Below are 17,465 nucleotides of genomic sequence, written 5' to 3'. Positions count from 1 at the left end.
CACAGATCGGAGCGAATCGAGGACGCCGCTACTCCGGCAGCCGCAGATCCGGCTTCTCCAGCTCCTCGATGTTGACGTCCTTGAAGGTGATCACCCGGACATGCTTGACGAAGCGCGCGGGCCGGTACATGTCCCAGACCCAGGCATCGCTCATCCGGACCTCGAAATACACCTCGCCGTCCGCGTTCTGCGGGCGCAGCTCCACGGAGTTCGCCAGGTAGAAGCGGCGCTCGGTCTCCACCACGTACGAGAACTGACCGACGATGTCCTTGTACTCCCGGTACAGGGACAGTTCCATCTCGGTTTCGTACTTCTCGAGGTCCTCGGCGCTCATCGGGTGGGACGTCCTCCTTCTCGCGGCATTGCGTGTGCTGACATCATCGCGTATGCAACGCGTCGGTAGCCAGTCGGTTCGACGTGACCTGATCCACGATTACCGTGCCGGAGGTCGCGACGACCTCATGCCGCATCGGCCTTCCGGCCGCCCCCCGCGGCTCGTGCTCACGCACATTGCGCCATGAACGCCGGTGTTCGACACACGGTCCGAACTGCGCCAACGCAGCATTGTGCTCGGGCGTGTTGTACCCCTTGTGGGTGGCGAACCCGTACCCGGGCAGCCGTTGATCGAGCTCGACCATCATCCGGTCGCGAGTGACCTTGGCGAGCACGCTGGCCGCAGCGATACAAGCGGCGGTGGCGTCACCACCCACCACGGGCAGCGACGGACAGGGTATGCCCGGCACCCGGAAACCGTCGGTGAGCACGTAGCCGGGCGTACGGCCGAGCCCGGCGACGGCGCGGCGCATGCCCTCGAGGTTGGCAACATGGATGCCGATCGCGTCGATCTCCCAGGCCGGAATCACCACCACATGCCAGGCCAGCGCGAGCCGGGTGATCACCGGGTACAGCGCCTCCCTGGTCGCTTCGGTGAGTCTCTTCGAATCATCGAGACCGGCCAGGGCGTCGTGCGCCTTGGGCGCCAGCATGCAGGCCGCGACCACCAGCGGTCCGGCGCTCGGTCCGCGACCGGCCTCGTCGACACCGGCCACGGGCCCGAGGCCACTGCGGATCAATGCCGCTTCGAGGGTGCGCAGCCCGGCCGCTTTCCGCATGACCACGCGCGGCGGCCAGCTCACCCGCTCCACGTTCGGCAGGCGACGCTGTGATCGAGGCATCGGCGTCACCGCCGGCCAGGCGTGGTTCTCGAATCGGTCAACACACCCCACAGACCGATTATCGCGCGCACACCCATCAGTTGGTCTGTGGATCCTGCGCGTGCACCGGGCCGATGCGGCCGGGCGGCCAGATCTTGAACACCGCTTTGCCCCTGACGTTGTCCACCGGGACCGTGCCCTGCAGCTCATCGCCGACGTGGGCGCGTGAATCGGCCGACTCGTTGCGGTTGTCGCCCATCACCCACAGGTTGCCCTCGGGGACGGTCACCGGGCCGAACACGCGGCCGACAGGGTAGGAGGCGTTCTTCTGACCGGGGACCCATGGGAAGTCGTCTTCGACGTAGGGCTCGTCCAGCGGTTTGCCGTCGACCATGACCCTGCCCTGCTCATCGCAGCATTCGACCGTTTGCCCGCCGACCGCGATCACCCGCTTGACCAGGTCGTTCTCATCGGGCGGCACGAGCCCGAAGAAGGAGAAGAAGTTCTGCACCCCGCGCACCAGCGCGTTGTCCGAGCGGATGGAGCGGTAGTGGGTGTTCCAGGAGTCCGGTCCGACGAACACGACCACGTCGCCGGGTTTCGGATCTCCGAAGTAATAGCTGAGTTTCTGCACGTAGATGCGGTCACCGGTGCAACCGGCGCAGCCATGCAGGGTGGGTTCCATCGACTGGGACGGGATGACGTACGGACGTCCGACGAAGGTCACCATCAGTGCGGCGATGACGGCCGCTATGACCAGCAGAATCGGCAGTTCCTGCCAGAAGGGCCGCTGTTTCTTGTCCTTGCGTCCGCGTCGGCCACGCCGTGCGCGACGTCCCTGCGGTTGCCCGTCGTCTGCACCTGGCACGGTCACCGACCCACTTTCGTCTGCCACGCCGAACAGATTAGCCCGGCACCGCGAGAAAGCGTGCGGTGCCGGGCTATCCGGGAATTTCTTGCTCTACCGCCGCTCCGGTGCGGACCGGGGCAGCGGCACGGAGCAGCAGCTCAGCGCTTTTCCTTGATCTTGGCGGCCTTGCCGCGCAGATCGCGCAGGTAGTACAGCTTGGCGCGGCGGACATCGCCACGGGTCACCACATCGATATGGTCGATGTTGGGGCTGTGCACCGGGAAGGTGCGCTCCACGCCGACACCGAACGACACTTTGCGGACGGTGAAGGTCTCGCGGATACCGCCACCCTGGCGCCGGATGACGACGCCCTTGAAGACCTGGATGCGCTCCTTCGAGCCTTCGATGACCTTCACGTGCACATTGAGGGTGTCACCGGGCCGAAACTCGGGGACATCGCTGCGCAGCGACTTCTCGTCGACGAAGTCAAGGGTGTTCATGTTCATCCTTCTGGAGTTCGCGCGAACAGAGGAACCTGGCGGCACGTGCTCTACCGGTTCATGCTCCGAATAAGGGGTGCGCCGGGGCCGATATCACCCAGGGCAACCTGTGCATTGTGCCAGATGGGAGCGTCCAGCCGGAAATCGGCCTTCGCCTCTGGCCGCTATCGACGGTACCGCCCCCGCTCAGCTCGACGCACCGTGGTCGTGCGACCAGAGTGGATGGTGGCGGTGTGGAGCCGGGGGTGCGGGGACGACTGTGCGTTGCAGTTCGGCTTCGGCGGCCGATCGCACGTGGTCGACATCGGGTTTGCCTGCCACCAGGTCCTGGACGAAGATCTTGGCGCGGATCACCGGACGCCGGTAGCGCCGCTCGCGGACGATCGCGCGGTACATCAGCCTGCGGTTGTCTCCGTAGCGCCAGCGGGCCCACGGCGCGCCCGGCCTGCTCAGCCGCAGCGCACCGACGACGAGCAGCGGCAGGAAGAACATACCGAACAGCCCGGTCCAGATTTTGCCTTTGGCGATCACAATGGCAGCGAGGATCAGGTTCACCACCGCGAACACGACGACCAGCACCCGCGCCGGGAGGCTCGGATCGTGGCGGAAATCGTTGATGTCGAGCATCCACAGCGGGTGCAGGCCGAGCAGAAGTAACCCGGTGACAGCCAGCGCGACGAAGACCGCGTCGACCGAGGTGCGCCCCTGCTCTTCCCAGTACACATCGCGTAGGTAATAGATCAGCGCGAACTCGTCGAGTACCAGCGCCGCCCCGATGCCGAATCCCGCGGCGAGCAGCGCTCCGGTGGCGTCACTGCCGTCGTCGAAGGTGCTGATCATCCCGATACCGCACAGCAGTACCAGGATCACCCCGAACACCATGTGGTGGATGTGGGTGTCACCGGCGCGCACATTGCCCGGCCACCAGCGCACCTTGGCCCGGATCAGCCGGACGCTGACCCGGATCACCAGGAAGCCGAGGATGAAGCCGAGCAGGAAGCACAGCAGCGGGAGCCTGCCCTGCGCGATCACATCGTCGTCGATCCACCGCCGCATGCCTGCCCCCGCTCCCGAACTCGGTGACTACTTTCCGAAACCCGCCCGGCGCAGCGCGTCGGCCATGGCCCCGTTCGCCGGTGCGGAGTCGCGGCGCTGATTCCGGCCCTGCCCCTGACCACGGTTCTGCGCCTGACCCTGACCACGGTTCTGCCCCTGACGGTTCGGCCCCTGGCTGCGGTTCTGACCCTGACCACGCCCCTGTTCGGCCCGCCCGTCGGCGCCGCCACGGCCGCGCTCACCCGGCCCACGGCCGCGTTCCGGCTTACTCGCCCCTGGTTCGTCGTCCAGACGCAGCGACAGCCCGATGCGCTGGCGGGCGACGTCGACCTCGAGCACCTTGACCTTGACCACGTCCCCCGATTTCACGACCTCGCGAGGATCCTTGACGAAGTTGTGCGACATGGCCGAGACATGGACCAGGCCGTCCTGATGCACACCCACGTCGACGAACGCGCCGAAGGCCGCCACATTGGTGACCACGCCCTCGAGCACCATGCCGGGTTCGAGGTCGGCGACCTTCTCCACGCCCGCCGCGAATTCGGCGGTCTTGAACTCGGGGCGTGGGTCGCGGCCGGGCTTATCCAGCTCGCTGATGATGTCGGTGACGGTCGGGACACCGAATCGCTCATCGGTGAACTCGGCGGGACTCAACGCGCGCAGGGCACTGGTGTTGCCGATGATCTCGGCGATGCCACGACCGGTCGACTCCAGGATGCGCCGCACCACGGGGTACGCCTCGGGATGCACTGCCGAGGTATCGAGCGGGTCGTCGCCGCCGCGGATGCGCAGAAAGCCCGCGCACTGCTCGAATGCCTTTGGCCCCAGCCGCGCCACATCAAGCAGCGCGGTGCGACTGCGGAACGGTCCGTGCTGATCGCGGTGGGCGACAATGCTTTCGGCCAGCGATCCGGCGATACCGGACACGCGCGACAGCAGCGGCACCGACGCGGTGTTCACGTCGACGCCGACCGCGTTCACCGCGTCCTCGACAACCGCGCCGAGCGAGCGGGCCAGCATCGTCTCGGAGACGTCGTGCTGGTACTGGCCGACGCCGATGGACTTCGGGTCGATCTTCACCAGTTCGGCCAGCGGATCCTGCAGGCGGCGCGCGATGGAGACCGCGCCACGCAGCGAGACGTCCATATCGGGCAGTTCCTGGGAGGCGTAGGCCGAGGCCGAATACACTGAAGCACCAGCCTCGGAGACCACGATCTTGGTCGGTTTGTTCTCCGGGATGCGTGAGATGAGTTCGACGGCAAGGGCATCGGTTTCACGGGAGGCGGTGCCGTTGCCGATGGCGATCAGTTCCACGCCGAACCGCGCGACCAGCGCACCGAGCACAGCGAGAGACTTGTCGGTCTGCCCCTGCGGCTTGTGCGGATAGATGACCTCGGTGGCCACCACCTTGCCGGTGCCGTCCACAACGGCCACCTTGACACCGGTGCGGTAGCCCGGATCCAGTCCCATGGTGGTGCGGGCGCCGCCGGGTGCGGCCAGCAGCAGGTCACGCAGGTTCGCGGCGAAGACGTCGACGGCGTCCTTCTCAGCCGCCTGCCGCAACCGCATCCTGGTGTCGATACCGAGGCTCACCTGCAGCTTTGTGCGCCAGGCCCAACGCACGGTGTCCAGCAGCCAGCTGTCGGCCGCACGGCCCTGGTCGGCGATGCCGAAGCGCACCGCGATGCGGCCTTCGTAGATCGTGCGCTCCCCCGGCTCCGGCTCTTCGGTCTCGGGCTGCAGATGAAGGGTGAGCACCTCTTCCTTCTCACCACGCAGCAGCGCGAGAATGCGGTGCGAGGGCAGTTTGCTGAACGGTTCGCTGAACTCGAAGTAGTCGGCGAACTTCGCACCGGCCTCTTCCTTGCCCGCCCGCACCGTGGAGCTGACCTGGCCCCGCTCCCATATGAGTTCACGCAGCTCACCGATCAGATCGGCGTCTTCGGCGAACCGCTCGACCAGGATGGCGCGGGCGCCGTCGAGCTGTTCGCCGGTGTACTGGGCAGGATCGGTGGCCGGGTCGCCGATCAGCGCGTCGGCGACGGGCTCATGGCCTGCTTCGCGGGCGATCTGGGCCTTGGTGCGCCGCTTGGGCTTGTACGGCAGGTAGATGTCTTCGAGGCGGGCCTTGGTCTCGGCCAGCATGATCTGACGGTGCAGTTCGTCATCGAGTTTGCCCTGGCTGCGAATGGATTCCACGATCGAGGCTCGGCGCTCGTCGAGTTCGCGCAGGTAGTACAGCCGTTCCTCGAGGGTGCGCAGCTGGGCGTCGTCCAGGCCGCCGGTGACCTCTTTGCGGTAGCGCGCGATGAACGGGACGGTCGAGCCGGCGTCGAGCAGTTCGACGGCGGCACGGACCTGATTCTCCCGCACCGCCAGCTCGTCGGCGATGCGACGGCTGACGGTGCCGGACACCACCGGGGCTGTGCCGGTGGCCGTGGTCTGGTCGGTGCGGGTCGTCTCGGGACTCGAGGTCTCAGGCGCTGTCGTCACGACCCGCACACTACCGTCGACGGGTGACAGGTGACCGGCACCCGGTGCAGCCGGCGATGACCGCTTCACCGAGACCGCGGCGCCGCGACCAGGTCATCGATGTCGGGAACCGCCGCCGCCACCTTCGCAGCACTGCGGACCCCAGTACATCCGTTCAGCCGGCAACCGCCATCGCTGTGCCACCGTCGTTGCCCTGCCCCTTCTGGGTGTCTTCCTCGTCAGCATCAGTCTGATCGCGGACCTCGACCTGCGGAGCCGTCGCGGCCGTCGGTGCGTATGCCCGGTCTCGGTGAGTGCGGGAATCATGCACATCCGGGTCGCCACGCTCCGGCTCGCTGTCCCGACCACCGAAAGGTAGAGCAAGCTCGGCACTGCCCGGGTTGCGAAATCCGATGAACGGGCCGAATTCGTCTTGCTCGTAACGCATCTGCGCAGCGAACGGTCTCAGCTCACCGTCCACGACCACTTCGAGTGTGCGCGTGCTGCCGGAACCGAAGACGACTACGACGGCCGTACGCCGAGTCCATAGTGCGATATCGCCGGTCACGACCGCATCTGTCGCGCGCTGGATTTCGGCGGGAGCCCCTACCGATGCCGTGGCGCGGCGCCTGGCGGACACGGGTCGGGTACCGCTGCTCGGCCCTATACCGAACGCAGAATCGAGTAGGTGGGCGACCGTGGCGGGCACTTCCACCGTTCGGCCGTCGGGAATCGTGTACCCGACAGTCCCTTCCGCCTTCGAGTTGTGCGAACTGCCGGGCGCGCCGACGACAGAATGGTCTCCAATGGGCCCGATATCATCGGTTCGAGGCGAGGGTCCGCCCACCGGGTTCCATGGCGTGAAGTGACCGCCGGTCTCGGCTGTCCTCGACGATGTCCGTGATTCGTCACGGGGGGATGCCGCACCTTCCCTTGGACCGCTGTGACTATCCGATATCCAGGGATGACCGCTGGATCGGGCCGCGGTATGCACGGCCGGCCCCGTCCGCGAGTTCTGCGGCTGCGAACCCGAAGCGTGCGAGTCGACCTGCGGTCGAACCGTTTCCATCGTCGGCACCACAGCGTGCTCGCCGGTCGGTGGCGTGGCCGGCGTGCTTTCGGGCAGGTCATTCCGGCGATCATCGAACGGGGCTCGCTCATCGTGCGGAATCAGATCCTGGTTCACGCCGCTCGCCGGTGCGTTCCTCTCGGCGAGCCTCGGTGCGCCCATATCCCTCGACCGGCTGGTGGGCCCCGACGGTAAGTGATCGTTCGCGGCAGCGTCCGACGGAGCCGCGGGCGGTTTCGGCGGCAGCATCAGTTCCGCCGCTTCCCGCGCCAGGTCGACGAACATATCGGCCGAATTGTGCTGGGATTTCGTCGTACTCTGAATGATCTCGTCCAAACGACCCAGCCCGGCATCGAGGTAGCCGAGAACCTGGTCCCCCTTGGTCTGACCAATGGGAATTTTCCTCGCGTCAGCGTTTATCCGATGAATGATGGATTCGAGATCCTGTCGATCATTCTGTAAGGCAACTCTGACCTCGCCGACCTGGACGGCGAGCTGCCGATCCAACTCCTCGAGGTCTATATATCTGCGGCCGAGCTGAGCCGCCAGCCTCTCGTAGCTCGGCAGACGTGCTCGTGCCGGTTCTTCCACGTCGGAGACCGTTGGCGGCCGCGGAACGTCGGCCGCGGTCCCCGACCCATAGGAATCCCAGTTGCTGCGGAATGTGTGCGGGATGCGGCGATAGTAGGCCTCCACGGCCGAGGAGAATCTGAACTCGGCCGGGTAGCCGGGCGAGTTCTGGTCCGGCATCATGACCTCGGGCATATCGGCCATCCGTCACCATCATCCCCGGCCGATGCTCACTACGGGTAGACCGATGAGGTTGTCTCGATACGCTACCCGCCCCACCGTCCAACCCCCCTGTGTGATCGTGTAACCGACACCAGTCATGGTTGATTGCCTCAACACTTCGTCAAATTTCGTGGGGCCGAGTCCACTCTTGATCAGGTCCTTGGCAATTTTGTCTGGATCACCACCGAACTTACGGGCGACATCGTTAGCTCTCCCGTACAGTTTCCATTTGGCATCGCGCACAAGCCCGCGCCCCAGCCAACCACCCAGACCTCCGCCGATCGCGCCCAGGGCCGCGTGAGTGAGAAGCGCACCCGTATCGGACTTTCCATCTATCTTGTTCATGACCCACCCGTGCGTTGCCCCGCCGATCAATCCGCCGATCGCGCCTCCGATGGGGCCGAACATCCCGCCGACAAGGGGCGCTGCGATCGACACCCCTGCGGCAAGCCAAGGGATCTCCGGTTCGGGTTCGGTAGGGTAGCTCATTCAGATGCTCCATCTCGAAAACCTATGAGCGAGCCGACATCCTGGTTGACCTCGCCACTCCTGACGCCCCTCGTCACACGCACGGACACCCTGCCACATCGGGAACCAACCGACACCACAGCCTTGCCCAACCCAGGGAATACCTCCGGCCCCCCGATGACGAGTGCGGTTCAAGGCGGTAGACGACGAGTGCTGTTGTGACGCTATCTATTCCGGAGGTGTCACCGTGGTGATGCAGAACGGGTGGCCTGATGGGTCGAGCAGGACGCGCCACCGATCACCCGGCTGCATCGGCGCCACGGTGGCGCCCAATTCGACGGCGCGGTCGACACATTCGTCGAGGTCACGGTCGTCGTCAGCCGCCAGATCGAGGTGCACGATCGAGGACCCGGGCCAGGTCGGCCGTTGGTGGTCGGCGACGCGGTGGGCGACCAGCGCCAACCCCGACGAGATGCGCACCCCCACACTGCTTTCCTTGCGCCACAGCGTCTTTCCGCCGAGCAGATCCAGGTAGAACTGGGCAAGAGATTCGGGGTCGGCACTGTCGAGGGACAGCCCGACTACTCGCAACTGCGGCACGGCGGTGAGTATAGAGGCGTGACCGAGCACGGTTCGACATCGGGCCGCACGGGGCGGGAACAGCGAAATCGACGCGGGCTCAGGGGATCAGACCGAGTCGGCGGGCGGTGACGACGGCCTCGTGCCTGGAATGGGCGTCGAGCTTGTTCATCGCGCTGCGCAGATAGCTCTTGACGGTCTCAGCGCCGACGCTGAGGCGTTGGGCGACCTCGTGATTGGAACAGCCGAGCGCCACCTGGACCAGCACGTCGAGCTCGCGACGCGACAGTCGCGGGGCATCGGCCGCTGGCGCGCCGGACAGCGCCCTTGTCAGCCGCGCACCCACGGTATGCAACCGATCTCTGAGCTTCTCGTCGGCCGTCGAATGTGCGATATCGCGCAGCTCGGCATGAATGTCACGCAGTTCCTCGACCACAACGCCCGCGGTCGCGGGCGGCGGCGAGACGGCCTCCAACAGGCGAAGGCGCCGATCCACCTCGTCGCGAATGGCGATCTCGGTGGCGAGCCGGTGTCCGGCTTGCAGCAGCGCGTCCGCGGTGCGGTCGCCGACCGCGCCGGTGCCGCGCGTGGCCGCGTACAGCACTGCGCGCGGAGCGTCGTCGACCACGACCGGTACCGCGACGACCGAACGGATGCCCTCACCGACGACGGGACCGTCGTAGTGATGGGTGATCGTCGGCGCGTTGCGGTAGTCGGAGACCAGGCCCGGACGGCCGGAATCCATCACCTGGCCACCCAGCCCCGACGTGCGCAGGACCGACAGCCCACGCAACCCGTTGGTCCGGACCCCGAAGAACTCGGTCAGCAGCAACGTATCGGTGTGCACCTCGCCGCCGAACAGCACCGGAACCCCGGTCGTGCCCGCGACGCGGCGGATCTCGGCGCGCACGGCGTCGCCGTCGCGCGGGCGGAGCAGCGGTGACGGGTTGGTCATGGAGTGTCACCCCTTTTCGGGGGTAGTGCCGAACCAGGTGTGACCTACATCCTATGGCAACAGCTGGTGAGCTGGATCACGACCGAGGAGAGGCGAGATGGGGATGGACCCGAACGCGCGGGTGCGCGAGCTACTGGAGTCTTACGACCGTGCCGATGCGAGCGCGGCCGAGCTGCTGTGTGACCGGCATCCGGCCGACGCGGTCGCGTTCACCGTCATCGACAGCGATCTGTCGTCCACCGACCTGACCTACGGCGAACTGCGTGCGAAGTCCGAGCGCTTCGCGGCGGCACTGGCGGGACTCGGCGTCGAGCCCGGTGACCGGGTCGCCACACTGATGGCCAAGTCCGAGGACCTGGTGGTGGCGCTGCTCGGTATCTGGCGGCGCGGCGCGGTCCATGTGCCGCTGTTCACCGCGTTCGCACCGCCCGCGATCGCGTTCCGGCTGGCGGCCAGCGATGCCTCGATCGTGGTCGTCGATCCGGATCAGGCGGGCAAACTTGCTCCCGGCGACGATATCCCCGCTGATCCGCCGTGGCGCACCATCGTCACCGGCGACGGTCCGGCGACCGATGCGCTGCGGATGAACGACCTCCTGATGACCGACGCGCCGGGCCGGCCCGCGGTCGCGGTCGGCGGCGACGGCCTGCTGGTCCAGCTGTTCACCAGCGGAACGACCGGCACCCCCAAGGGTGTGCCCATCCCGGTGCGCGCGCTCGCCTCGTTCCAGGCCTACCAGGAGTTCGCGCTGGACGTCCGCCCGGACGATGTGTTCTGGAATGCCGCCGACCCCGGCTGGGCGTACGGCCTCTACTACGCGATCCTCGGGCCGATGGCCGGCGGTATCCGGAGCCTGCTGCTGCATGCCGGTTTCTCCGCCGGGCTGACCTGGCAGGTGATGCAGAAGTTCGGCGTCACCAATTTCGCTGCCGCGCCCACCGTGTATCGAGCCCTGCGGGCCGACACCTCGACGGTGCCCGAGGTGCGGTTGCGCCGGGCGTCGTCGGCGGGTGAGCCGCTGACGCCCGAGGTCGTGGCCTGGTCCGCGGATACCCTCGGCGTGGCCGTGCGCGACCACTACGGTCAGACCGAACACGGCATGGTGATCTGCAATGCCTGGCACGACGAGCTGAACATCGCGGCGCCCGCGGGCTCGATGGGCCGGTCGCTGCCCGGTTGGGCCTGCGCCGTGCTCGCCGATGACGCCGATACCGAAGCGCCGACCGGCGAGTTGGGCCGCATTGCCATCGACACCGAGCGCAGCCCGCTGCTGTGGTTCCTCGGCTACCTCGACGCACCCGAACGGACCACGCAGCGCTACACCCCCGACGGACGCTGGTACCTGACCGGCGACGCGGGTTCGCGGGACGCCGATGGGTTCTTCCACTTCTCCGCCCGTGACGACGATGTCATCATCATGGCCGGCTACCGGATCGGCCCGTTCGAGGTGGAGAGCGTGCTGGTGCTGCACGAGGACGTCACCGAAGCGGCCGTCGTCGGGATGCCCGACGAATTGCGCGGCGAGGTCCTCGAAGCGTTCGTCGTGGTGCGCGAGGGCGTCACCGGCAGCGAGGAACTGGAAGCCGAGCTACAGACACTGGTGAAGAAGAAGTTCGCCGCGCACGCCTATCCGCGTCGAGTGCGTTTCGTGCCGAGCCTGCCCAAGACGCCAAGCGGTAAGGTGCAGCGGTTCCTGCTGCGGCAGCAGGAGGTCCGGTGATGAATGCACTGCCGAGCTATACCTCTGGAATCTCGGACACTCCCCTACTCGGCGACACCATCGGCGCCAATCTGGACCGGACCGCCGCCGCGTTCGGCGACCGGGAAGCCCTGGTGGACTACCCCTCCGGACGTCGCTGGACCTACCGTGAACTCCGTGGCGCCGTCGACTCCCTCGCCACCGGCCTCGCCGCGCGTGGCATCGTCGCGGGCGATCGGGTCGGGATATGGGCGCCGAACTGCCCCGAATGGTTCCTCGTCCAGTACGCGACCGCGAAGATCGGCGCGATCCTGGTCAATATCAATCCCGCCTACCGCACCAGCGAATTGGAGTACGTGCTCGGGCAGGCGGGCGTGCGGATGCTGGTCTCGGCGCCGGAATTCAAATCCTCGAACTATGTGGCGATCATCGAGCAGGTGCGACCGAATTGCTCAGGCCTGGAACAGGTGCTGGTTCTCGGTACCGCGGAATGGGATGAGCTCGCTCGCACCGCCGCCGACCAGGAATTGCTGGCGGCATGTGCAGCGGAGTTGTCCATGGACGATCCGATCAATATCCAGTACACCTCCGGGACAACGGGTTTCCCGAAGGGCGCCACGCTCAGCCACCACAACATCCTCAACAACGGCTATTTCGTCGGGGAATTGTGTGGTTACACCGAGCAGGACCGGATCTGCGTTCCTGTGCCGTTCTATCACTGCTTCGGCATGGTCATGGGTAACTTGGCGGCCACGAGTCACGGTGCGGCAATCGTGATTCCGGCACCGTCGTTCCAACCCGCGGCCACTCTAGCTGCCGTCGCCGCGGAAAGGTGCACCTCGCTCTACGGCGTCCCCACCATGTTCATCGACATGCTCGCTCAGCTGGAAGAATCGGATGCGAACCTTTCCACGCTGCGCACCGGCATCATGGCAGGCTCACCGTGCCCGGTCGAGGTGATGAAACGCGTCATCGATCGGATGGGCATGAGCGAAGTGTCCATCTGCTACGGGATGACCGAAACCTCCCCCGTCTCCACCCAAACCCGCCGCGACGACAGCATCGACCGCCGCACCGCCACTGTCGGCCGAGTCGGCCCGCATCTCGAAATCAAGATCGTCGATCCGGTGACCGGTCGTACCGTCCCACGCGGTGAGCCCGGCGAACTGTGCACCCGCGGTTATTCGGTGATGCTCGGCTACTGGAATGACCCCGAACGCAGCGTCGAAGCCATCGACTCCGCCCGCTGGATGCACACCGGCGACATCGGTGTCATGGACGACACCGGTTACCTCGCCATCACCGGCCGCATCAAGGACATGGTCATTCGCGGTGGCGAGAACATCTACCCCCGCGAGATCGAAGAATTCCTCTACACCCACCCCGATGTCCTCGACGCCCAGGTCATCGGCGTCCCCGACCCGAAGTACGGCGAGGAGCTCATGGCATGGGTCCGGATGCGCGAAGGCACGGCACCTCTCGACGCCGACGCCGTGCGCGTGTTCTGCGCCGGGAAGCTGGCGCATTTCAAAGTGCCGCGGTACGTGCACGTCGTGGAGGAGTTCCCGATGACGGTGACCGGAAAGGTGCGCAAAGCAGAGATGCGGGAGATGGCGAGGACACTGCTCGGGCTCGACGATTGAGCGATTCTCGCTGTCATAGCGCATGGGTCCTGCCTCAAGGGCTGTCGCGGGCAGCGGCCTCGACCAGGCCGGATCTGCCGTCCCGATGGGTCGCGAGCAGGCTCATGGAGCTCCGGTGTCGGCGAGCTCGACCGGTAGCAGCTCCGGGCGTTTGGCAGTGCGACCGTCACCCGACGACCGTCCCGTCAGTCGGCGGCGTAGCCACGGCCCGAGAAACGTCGCCACCCACTGCAGTTCGTCTGCCGCAGTGACGAGCGGGCTCCGGGCGGGCATTGGTGGCTGCAGCGGATCGGTCCAGTGGTCGTCGCTGCCGGGGAGTCGCAGGGCGTGGGCGAGGGCGTCGGCGATACGTTGATGGCCCAGTGGGCTGGCGTGGAGCCGGTCCGCACTCCACAGACGGGGATCGGTGACGACAGGGTGGCGGGCGGTTTCGGCGACGACGACACCGTGGCGCTCGGCATCCGCGCGGATGCGGTCGTTGAGCGCCGCGATGCGGCCGCTGATCGGGCGCGCGAGCGGGGTGATGCGTGCGACGTCCGGAAAGGTCACTGTCGCCACGACCGCGCCCTGCGCGGTGAGCGCCGCGAACATGGCGTCCAGGTGGTCGGCGATCTCGTCGACGTCGAAGCCGGGTCGCAGCACGTCGTTGACACCGGCGACGACGGTCGCCAGGTCCGGCCACAGCGCCAGTGCCGCCGCCAACTGTTCGGCGTGCACCTGACCGGCGAGTTTGCCCCGGACCGCGAGGTTCGCGTAGCGCAGGTCCGGGTTGATCGTCGCAAGCCGTTCGGCCAGCCGGTCTGCCAGTCCGCGCACACCGACCCGGTCGTCATCGTCGCCGACACCCTCGGTCTGACTGTCGCCGAGCGCGACGTAGCGCAGGTAGCTCATCGGTCGAACTCCGCATCAGCGATCGCGGCGACCGCCAGTCCGACGTCGCTCACGCTCCGCTCGCTTCTCGCTCGAGCTGGGCGGCAGCTTCGGCCTTGATGCGCTCGAACTGCTCACCCATCCGCACGGCCAGGGCCTGGGTTGCCGACAGCGGGCGGACCATGACCATGAGCTCGTCGATCTGGCCATCCTCGTCGACATGCAGGAAGTCACAGCCGGTCAGCTGTTTGCCGTCGACGGTGGCCTCGAATACGAGGGCGTGATCGTGACCGTTCGCGTCGGCGATCTCGCGCACGTAGCGGAAGTCTTCGAACACGCGGATAACCGCCCGCAGAATCGCCGCGGTGATGGCCTTGCCCGGATAGGGCTTGAACGCCACCGGACTGGTGAACACCACGTTGTCGGCCAGCAATGCCTCGATCGCGGCCTCGTCGCGGGCCTCGACGGCCGCTCTGAAGGGATGCATTCTCCACCTTTCATAGTCAATTAGTTGCCTATTCTGATGGGAACGCTAGTCCCGGCAATGCCAGGTGTCCAGGGTGATTCGGACAAATATTTGTATATTCCCTCTGACTGGTAGCCTTGATCGAATGGCGCTACGTAACGCGGTATTGGCCGCCCTGCTGGAGGGCGAGTCATCCGGTTATGACCTGGCCAAGGGCTTCGATGCCTCGGTGGCCAACTTCTGGATGGCCACACCCCAGCAGCTGTACAAGGAGCTCGAGCGGATGGCAGACGAGGGGCTCGTCGAGACCAGGGTCGTGCAGCAGGAGCGCCGCCCCAACAAACGGCTGCACGCCATCACCCCCGCCGGACGGGCGGCGCTGCACGAATTCATCGCAGCGCCGGCCAAACCCACCGCCATCCGTGACGAGATGATGGTGAAAGTGCAGGGCATGGACGCCGCGGACGCACCCGTCGTGCGCTCCGCGGTGGCCGACAAGCTGGAATGGTCGAAGGCGAAGCTGGCGCGCTATGAACGCCTGCGTTCCCGGCTGCTGAACGGCCGTAGCGAGCAGGCATACCTGGCCGAGGCCGAGCGGATCGGCCCCTATCTCACGCTGCTCCGCGGAATCTCCCTCGAACAGGAGAACATTCGGTGGGCCGAGTTCGCAGTGTCGGTGATCGATCGGCGAATCACCGCGCAGGTGTGAGGATGCTCAGTCGGAATCCGACAGCAGATCCGGACGACGCGCACGGGTCCGCATCAGCGACTGCTCCCGCCGCCACGCTGCCACCTTGGCGTGGTCACCGGAGAGCAGAATCGGCGGCACATCGAGGCCACGCCAGCTCACCGGGCGGGTATAGCTTGGGCCTTCGAGCAGTCCGTCGGAGAACGAATCCTCTTGGTGGGACTGCTGATTGCCGAGCACGCCGGGAAGCAAACGCACAACGGCCTCGGTCATGACCAGCACCGCCGCTTCGCCACCGATCAGCACGTAATCGCCGATGCTGACCTCTTCGACGCGGACGCGTCGGGCTGCGTCGTCGAAGACGCGCTGATCGATGCCTTCATAGCGACCGCAGGCGAACACCAGATGTTCTTCGGTGGCCCAGCGCTCGGCAGTGACCTGGGTGAATGGAACCCCGGCGGGGGTCGGGACGACGAGGACGGCATCATCCGGGCAGACTTCGTCGAGGGCGTCGCCCCAGACAGTCGGTTTCATCACCATGCCCGGCCCGCCGCCGTACGGGGAATCGTCGACGGATTTGTGCACGTCGTGAGTCCAGCGCCGGAGATCGTGGACGTCGAGCGAGATCAGGCCCTTATCAATGGCCTTCCCGAGCAGGGCCGTGCGCAGCGGCTCCAGATACTCCGGGAAAATGGTGACCACGTCGATCTTCATGACGCCGCCCGCCTCATTCGGGATCCAGCAGGCCCTCGGGCGGATCGATTACGACCAGCCCGTCGGCCACCGACACCGTGGGCACGATGGCCATGACGAACGGAATCAGGATCTCGCGGCCGTCGTCGGAGGCACGCACCGACAGCAATTCGCCTGCGGCCGAATGCAATACCTCGGTAACGGTACCGATCGCCGTGCCGTCGGTGAGTTCGACGCGCAAACCCTCGAGCTCGTGGTCGTAGAACTCGTCGGGATCCTGCGACGGGCCCAGATCCTCGCTGTTCACCAGGAAAAGCGTGCCGCGCAGCTCATCGGCGGCGGTGCGGTCGGTGACGCCGGTCAAGTGCACGAGGAGCCGACCCGAGTGTTCCCGGGCCGACTCCACGGTGAAGTCACGGACTTCCTTCGACCGAGCCAACCGCCCACGCAGGATCGAACCGGGCGCGAAACGCGCCTCCGGCTCGTCGGTGCGTACGTCGACGACCAGTTCACCGCGCACGCCGTGCGACTTGGCGACACGACCTACGACGAGTTCCATTACGCGTCGGTGTCCACCACGTCGACCCGGATGCCCCGGCCGCCGATACCGGCGACCAGGGTGCGCAGCGCGGTCGCGGTACGTCCACCGCGGCCGATCACCTTGCCCAGATCCTCGGGATGAACGTGCACCTCGACCGTCCGCCCGCGGCGGCCGGTGATCAGCTCGACGCGGACGTCATCGGGGTTGGCGACGATGCCGCGAACCAGATGTTCGACAGCATCGGCGACGACTGCACTCATTACTCAGCGGCCTCGGCCGACTCGGCGCCCTCGGCGGCCTCGTCCTTCTTGGCGGCCTTCTTCTTCTTGGTGACGGCCTCGGCGACCGGCTCGTTGTCAGCGGCGGCGAGCGCGGCGTTGAACAGGTCGAGCTTGGAGGTCTTGGCTTCCTTGACCTTCAGGGTGCCCTCGGCGCCCGGCAGACCCTTGAACTTCTGCCAGTCACCGGTGATCTCCAGCAGACGCTGCACCGGCTCGGTCGGCTGCGCGCCGACACCGAGCCAGTACTGCACGCGCTCGGAATCGATCTCGATCAGCGAGGGCTCTTCCTTCGGGTGGTACTTGCCGATGGACTCGATGGCCCGGCCGTCGCGGCGGGTGCGGGCGTCGGCGACGACGACGCGGTACTGGGGGTTACGGATCTTGCCCAAGCGGGTGAGCTTGATGCGAACAGCCATTGCTGATCTACCTTTCAGGGTTGGTCACGGCGCAATTCGGCGACCCACATGGTCTGCGAGCCCGGTTTTGCGGTTGAAGTGTGTGACCGCCGCGCGGTACGTAACCGGAGACGGGCTGACACTGTCCATACGGACGATCGACCATTGTGCCAGACGCCTGGGCCGCGCCCGAAATCGGTCCAGCGGCCCAGTCACCCCACCTCGGCCGCTCCGGATGTCGATGACGCGCCCCCACAGCCCACTACGCCGCCGAGGCAACAGCGAGGCTTGCCA

The 17,465-nt window shown here is 66.5% G+C and carries 19 protein-coding genes; 3 read left to right on the top strand and 16 right to left on the bottom strand.

The features are described from left to right. Positions 1-28: 28 nt before the first annotated feature. The 10 genes from GV792_RS06650 to GV792_RS06605 all read right to left on the bottom strand — a co-directional run bounded on the left by GV792_RS06650 (position 29) and on the right by GV792_RS06605 (position 9,895). Positions 29-334 carry a DUF2469 domain-containing protein gene (locus tag GV792_RS06650; RefSeq protein ID WP_011210678.1) on the bottom strand — a complete coding sequence of 102 codons (306 nt, stop codon included), beginning with the start codon at positions 332-334 and terminating at the stop codon, positions 29-31. Between the two features lie 43 nt (positions 335-377). Further along, positions 378-1,175, bottom strand: coding sequence for a ribonuclease HII (locus tag GV792_RS06645; protein ID WP_163822817.1), 798 nt, complete (start codon positions 1,173-1,175; stop codon positions 378-380). A gap of 76 nt (positions 1,176-1,251) precedes the next feature. Continuing rightward, a complete protein-coding gene (lepB, locus tag GV792_RS06640) occupies positions 1,252-2,049 on the bottom strand; it encodes a signal peptidase I (protein ID WP_309138543.1) in 798 nt (265 codons plus the stop codon). Positions 2,050-2,162: 113 nt separating this feature from the next. Next, the gene (gene rplS, locus GV792_RS06635; RefSeq protein WP_014352079.1) at positions 2,163-2,504 is read right to left on the bottom strand and encodes a 50S ribosomal protein L19; all 342 of its coding nucleotides are present in this window, start codon (positions 2,502-2,504) and stop codon (positions 2,163-2,165) included. A 186-nt stretch (positions 2,505-2,690) separates the two neighbouring features. Then, positions 2,691-3,560: a hypothetical protein gene (locus GV792_RS06630; RefSeq protein WP_163822815.1), complete on the bottom strand. Its 870-nt coding sequence runs from the start codon at positions 3,558-3,560 to the stop codon at positions 2,691-2,693. Positions 3,561-3,587: 27 nt separating this feature from the next. After that, positions 3,588-5,978: a Tex family protein gene (locus GV792_RS06625; RefSeq protein WP_163823162.1), complete on the bottom strand. Its 2,391-nt coding sequence runs from the start codon at positions 5,976-5,978 to the stop codon at positions 3,588-3,590. A gap of 229 nt (positions 5,979-6,207) precedes the next feature. Next, a complete protein-coding gene (locus GV792_RS06620) occupies positions 6,208-6,672 on the bottom strand; it encodes a hypothetical protein (RefSeq protein WP_163822813.1) in 465 nt (154 codons plus the stop codon). Between the two features lie 1,212 nt (positions 6,673-7,884). Continuing rightward, a complete protein-coding gene (locus tag GV792_RS06615) occupies positions 7,885-8,382 on the bottom strand; it encodes a hypothetical protein (protein ID WP_163822811.1) in 498 nt (165 codons plus the stop codon). Positions 8,383-8,589: 207 nt separating this feature from the next. After that, positions 8,590-8,961, bottom strand: a complete 372-nt coding sequence (locus GV792_RS06610; RefSeq protein WP_309138544.1) for a VOC family protein — start codon at positions 8,959-8,961, stop codon at positions 8,590-8,592. Between the two features lie 79 nt (positions 8,962-9,040). Next, entirely contained in the window at positions 9,041-9,895 is an 855-nt protein-coding gene (locus tag GV792_RS06605) for a helix-turn-helix transcriptional regulator (protein ID WP_163822807.1), read from the bottom strand. Positions 9,896-9,992: 97 nt separating this feature from the next. Between GV792_RS06605 and GV792_RS06600 the strand changes: the two genes are divergently transcribed. Both GV792_RS06600 and GV792_RS06595 read left to right on the top strand, forming a co-directional pair. Then, the gene (locus tag GV792_RS06600) at positions 9,993-11,615 is read left to right on the top strand and encodes an AMP-binding protein (RefSeq protein WP_163822805.1); all 1,623 of its coding nucleotides are present in this window, start codon (positions 9,993-9,995) and stop codon (positions 11,613-11,615) included. Further along, positions 11,615-13,237 (top strand): AMP-binding protein, encoded by a 1,623-nt coding sequence (locus GV792_RS06595; protein ID WP_163822803.1) that lies wholly within the window; start codon positions 11,615-11,617, stop codon positions 13,235-13,237. The genes GV792_RS06600 and GV792_RS06595 overlap by 1 nt, the downstream gene beginning before the upstream one ends. Before the next feature lie 102 nt (positions 13,238-13,339). Here GV792_RS06595 and GV792_RS06590 read toward each other — a convergent pair whose 3' ends face one another. Both GV792_RS06590 and GV792_RS06585 read right to left on the bottom strand, forming a co-directional pair. Next, positions 13,340-14,128, bottom strand: coding sequence for an SGNH/GDSL hydrolase family protein (locus tag GV792_RS06590; protein ID WP_163822802.1), 789 nt, complete (start codon positions 14,126-14,128; stop codon positions 13,340-13,342). A gap of 49 nt (positions 14,129-14,177) precedes the next feature. After that, positions 14,178-14,594 (bottom strand): nuclear transport factor 2 family protein, encoded by a 417-nt coding sequence (locus GV792_RS06585; protein WP_163822800.1) that lies wholly within the window; start codon positions 14,592-14,594, stop codon positions 14,178-14,180. Between the two features lie 124 nt (positions 14,595-14,718). Here GV792_RS06585 and GV792_RS06580 point away from each other — a divergent pair, with 124 nt between their 5' ends. Then, positions 14,719-15,282 carry a PadR family transcriptional regulator gene (locus tag GV792_RS06580; protein WP_163822798.1) on the top strand — a complete coding sequence of 188 codons (564 nt, stop codon included), beginning with the start codon at positions 14,719-14,721 and terminating at the stop codon, positions 15,280-15,282. Positions 15,283-15,288: 6 nt separating this feature from the next. Here GV792_RS06580 and trmD read toward each other — a convergent pair whose 3' ends face one another. The 4 genes from trmD to rpsP are packed head-to-tail and all read right to left on the bottom strand — an operon-like array spanning position 15,289 to position 17,192. Continuing rightward, positions 15,289-15,975, bottom strand: coding sequence for a tRNA (guanosine(37)-N1)-methyltransferase TrmD (trmD, locus tag GV792_RS06575; RefSeq protein WP_163822797.1), 687 nt, complete (start codon positions 15,973-15,975; stop codon positions 15,289-15,291). 13 nt (positions 15,976-15,988) lie between these two features. Beyond that, positions 15,989-16,513, bottom strand: a complete 525-nt coding sequence (gene rimM / locus GV792_RS06570; RefSeq protein ID WP_163822795.1) for a ribosome maturation factor RimM — start codon at positions 16,511-16,513, stop codon at positions 15,989-15,991. Next, on the bottom strand, positions 16,513-16,755 hold the full coding sequence (locus GV792_RS06565; RefSeq protein ID WP_163822793.1) for an RNA-binding protein: 243 nt from the start codon (positions 16,753-16,755) through the stop codon (positions 16,513-16,515). The genes rimM and GV792_RS06565 overlap by 1 nt, the downstream gene beginning before the upstream one ends. Continuing rightward, complete coding sequence (gene rpsP / locus GV792_RS06560; protein WP_163822791.1) at positions 16,755-17,192, bottom strand: 30S ribosomal protein S16; 438 nt, start codon at positions 17,190-17,192, stop codon at positions 16,755-16,757. The genes GV792_RS06565 and rpsP overlap by 1 nt, the downstream gene beginning before the upstream one ends. Positions 17,193-17,465 lie beyond the last annotated feature (273 nt).

Source organism: Nocardia cyriacigeorgica (assembly GCF_010868145.1).
GTDB lineage: Bacteria > Actinomycetota > Actinomycetes > Mycobacteriales > Mycobacteriaceae > Nocardia > Nocardia cyriacigeorgica_D.
The sequence above is the reverse complement of the archived record's forward strand: the minus strand, read 5'-3'. Positions and strand labels throughout refer to the sequence as shown.

What these genes read in the sequence shown, in the direction of transcription:
- GV792_RS06650 (WP_011210678.1), bottom strand. Translation starts at nt 334, where the DNA reads ATGAGCGCCGAGGACCTCGAGAAGTACGAAACCGAGATGGAACTGTCC.
- GV792_RS06645 (WP_163822817.1), bottom strand. Translation starts at nt 1,175, where the DNA reads ATGCCTCGATCACAGCGTCGCCTGCCGAACGTGGAGCGGGTGAGCTGG.
- rplS (WP_014352079.1), bottom strand. Translation starts at nt 2,504, where the DNA reads ATGAACACCCTTGACTTCGTCGACGAGAAGTCGCTGCGCAGCGATGTC.
- GV792_RS06630 (WP_163822815.1), bottom strand. Translation starts at nt 3,560, where the DNA reads ATGCGGCGGTGGATCGACGACGATGTGATCGCGCAGGGCAGGCTCCCG.
- GV792_RS06615 (WP_163822811.1), bottom strand. Translation starts at nt 8,382, where the DNA reads ATGAGCTACCCTACCGAACCCGAACCGGAGATCCCTTGGCTTGCCGCA.
- GV792_RS06605 (WP_163822807.1), bottom strand. Translation starts at nt 9,895, where the DNA reads ATGACCAACCCGTCACCGCTGCTCCGCCCGCGCGACGGCGACGCCGTG.
- GV792_RS06600 (WP_163822805.1), top strand. Translation starts at nt 9,993, where the DNA reads ATGGGGATGGACCCGAACGCGCGGGTGCGCGAGCTACTGGAGTCTTAC.
- GV792_RS06595 (WP_163822803.1), top strand. Translation starts at nt 11,615, where the DNA reads ATGAATGCACTGCCGAGCTATACCTCTGGAATCTCGGACACTCCCCTA.
- GV792_RS06590 (WP_163822802.1), bottom strand. Translation starts at nt 14,128, where the DNA reads ATGAGCTACCTGCGCTACGTCGCGCTCGGCGACAGTCAGACCGAGGGT.
- GV792_RS06585 (WP_163822800.1), bottom strand. Translation starts at nt 14,594, where the DNA reads ATGCATCCCTTCAGAGCGGCCGTCGAGGCCCGCGACGAGGCCGCGATC.
- GV792_RS06580 (WP_163822798.1), top strand. Translation starts at nt 14,719, where the DNA reads ATGGCGCTACGTAACGCGGTATTGGCCGCCCTGCTGGAGGGCGAGTCA.
- trmD (WP_163822797.1), bottom strand. Translation starts at nt 15,975, where the DNA reads ATGAAGATCGACGTGGTCACCATTTTCCCGGAGTATCTGGAGCCGCTG.
- rimM (WP_163822795.1), bottom strand. Translation starts at nt 16,513, where the DNA reads ATGGAACTCGTCGTAGGTCGTGTCGCCAAGTCGCACGGCGTGCGCGGT.
- GV792_RS06565 (WP_163822793.1), bottom strand. Translation starts at nt 16,755, where the DNA reads ATGAGTGCAGTCGTCGCCGATGCTGTCGAACATCTGGTTCGCGGCATC.
- rpsP (WP_163822791.1), bottom strand. Translation starts at nt 17,192, where the DNA reads ATGGCTGTTCGCATCAAGCTCACCCGCTTGGGCAAGATCCGTAACCCC.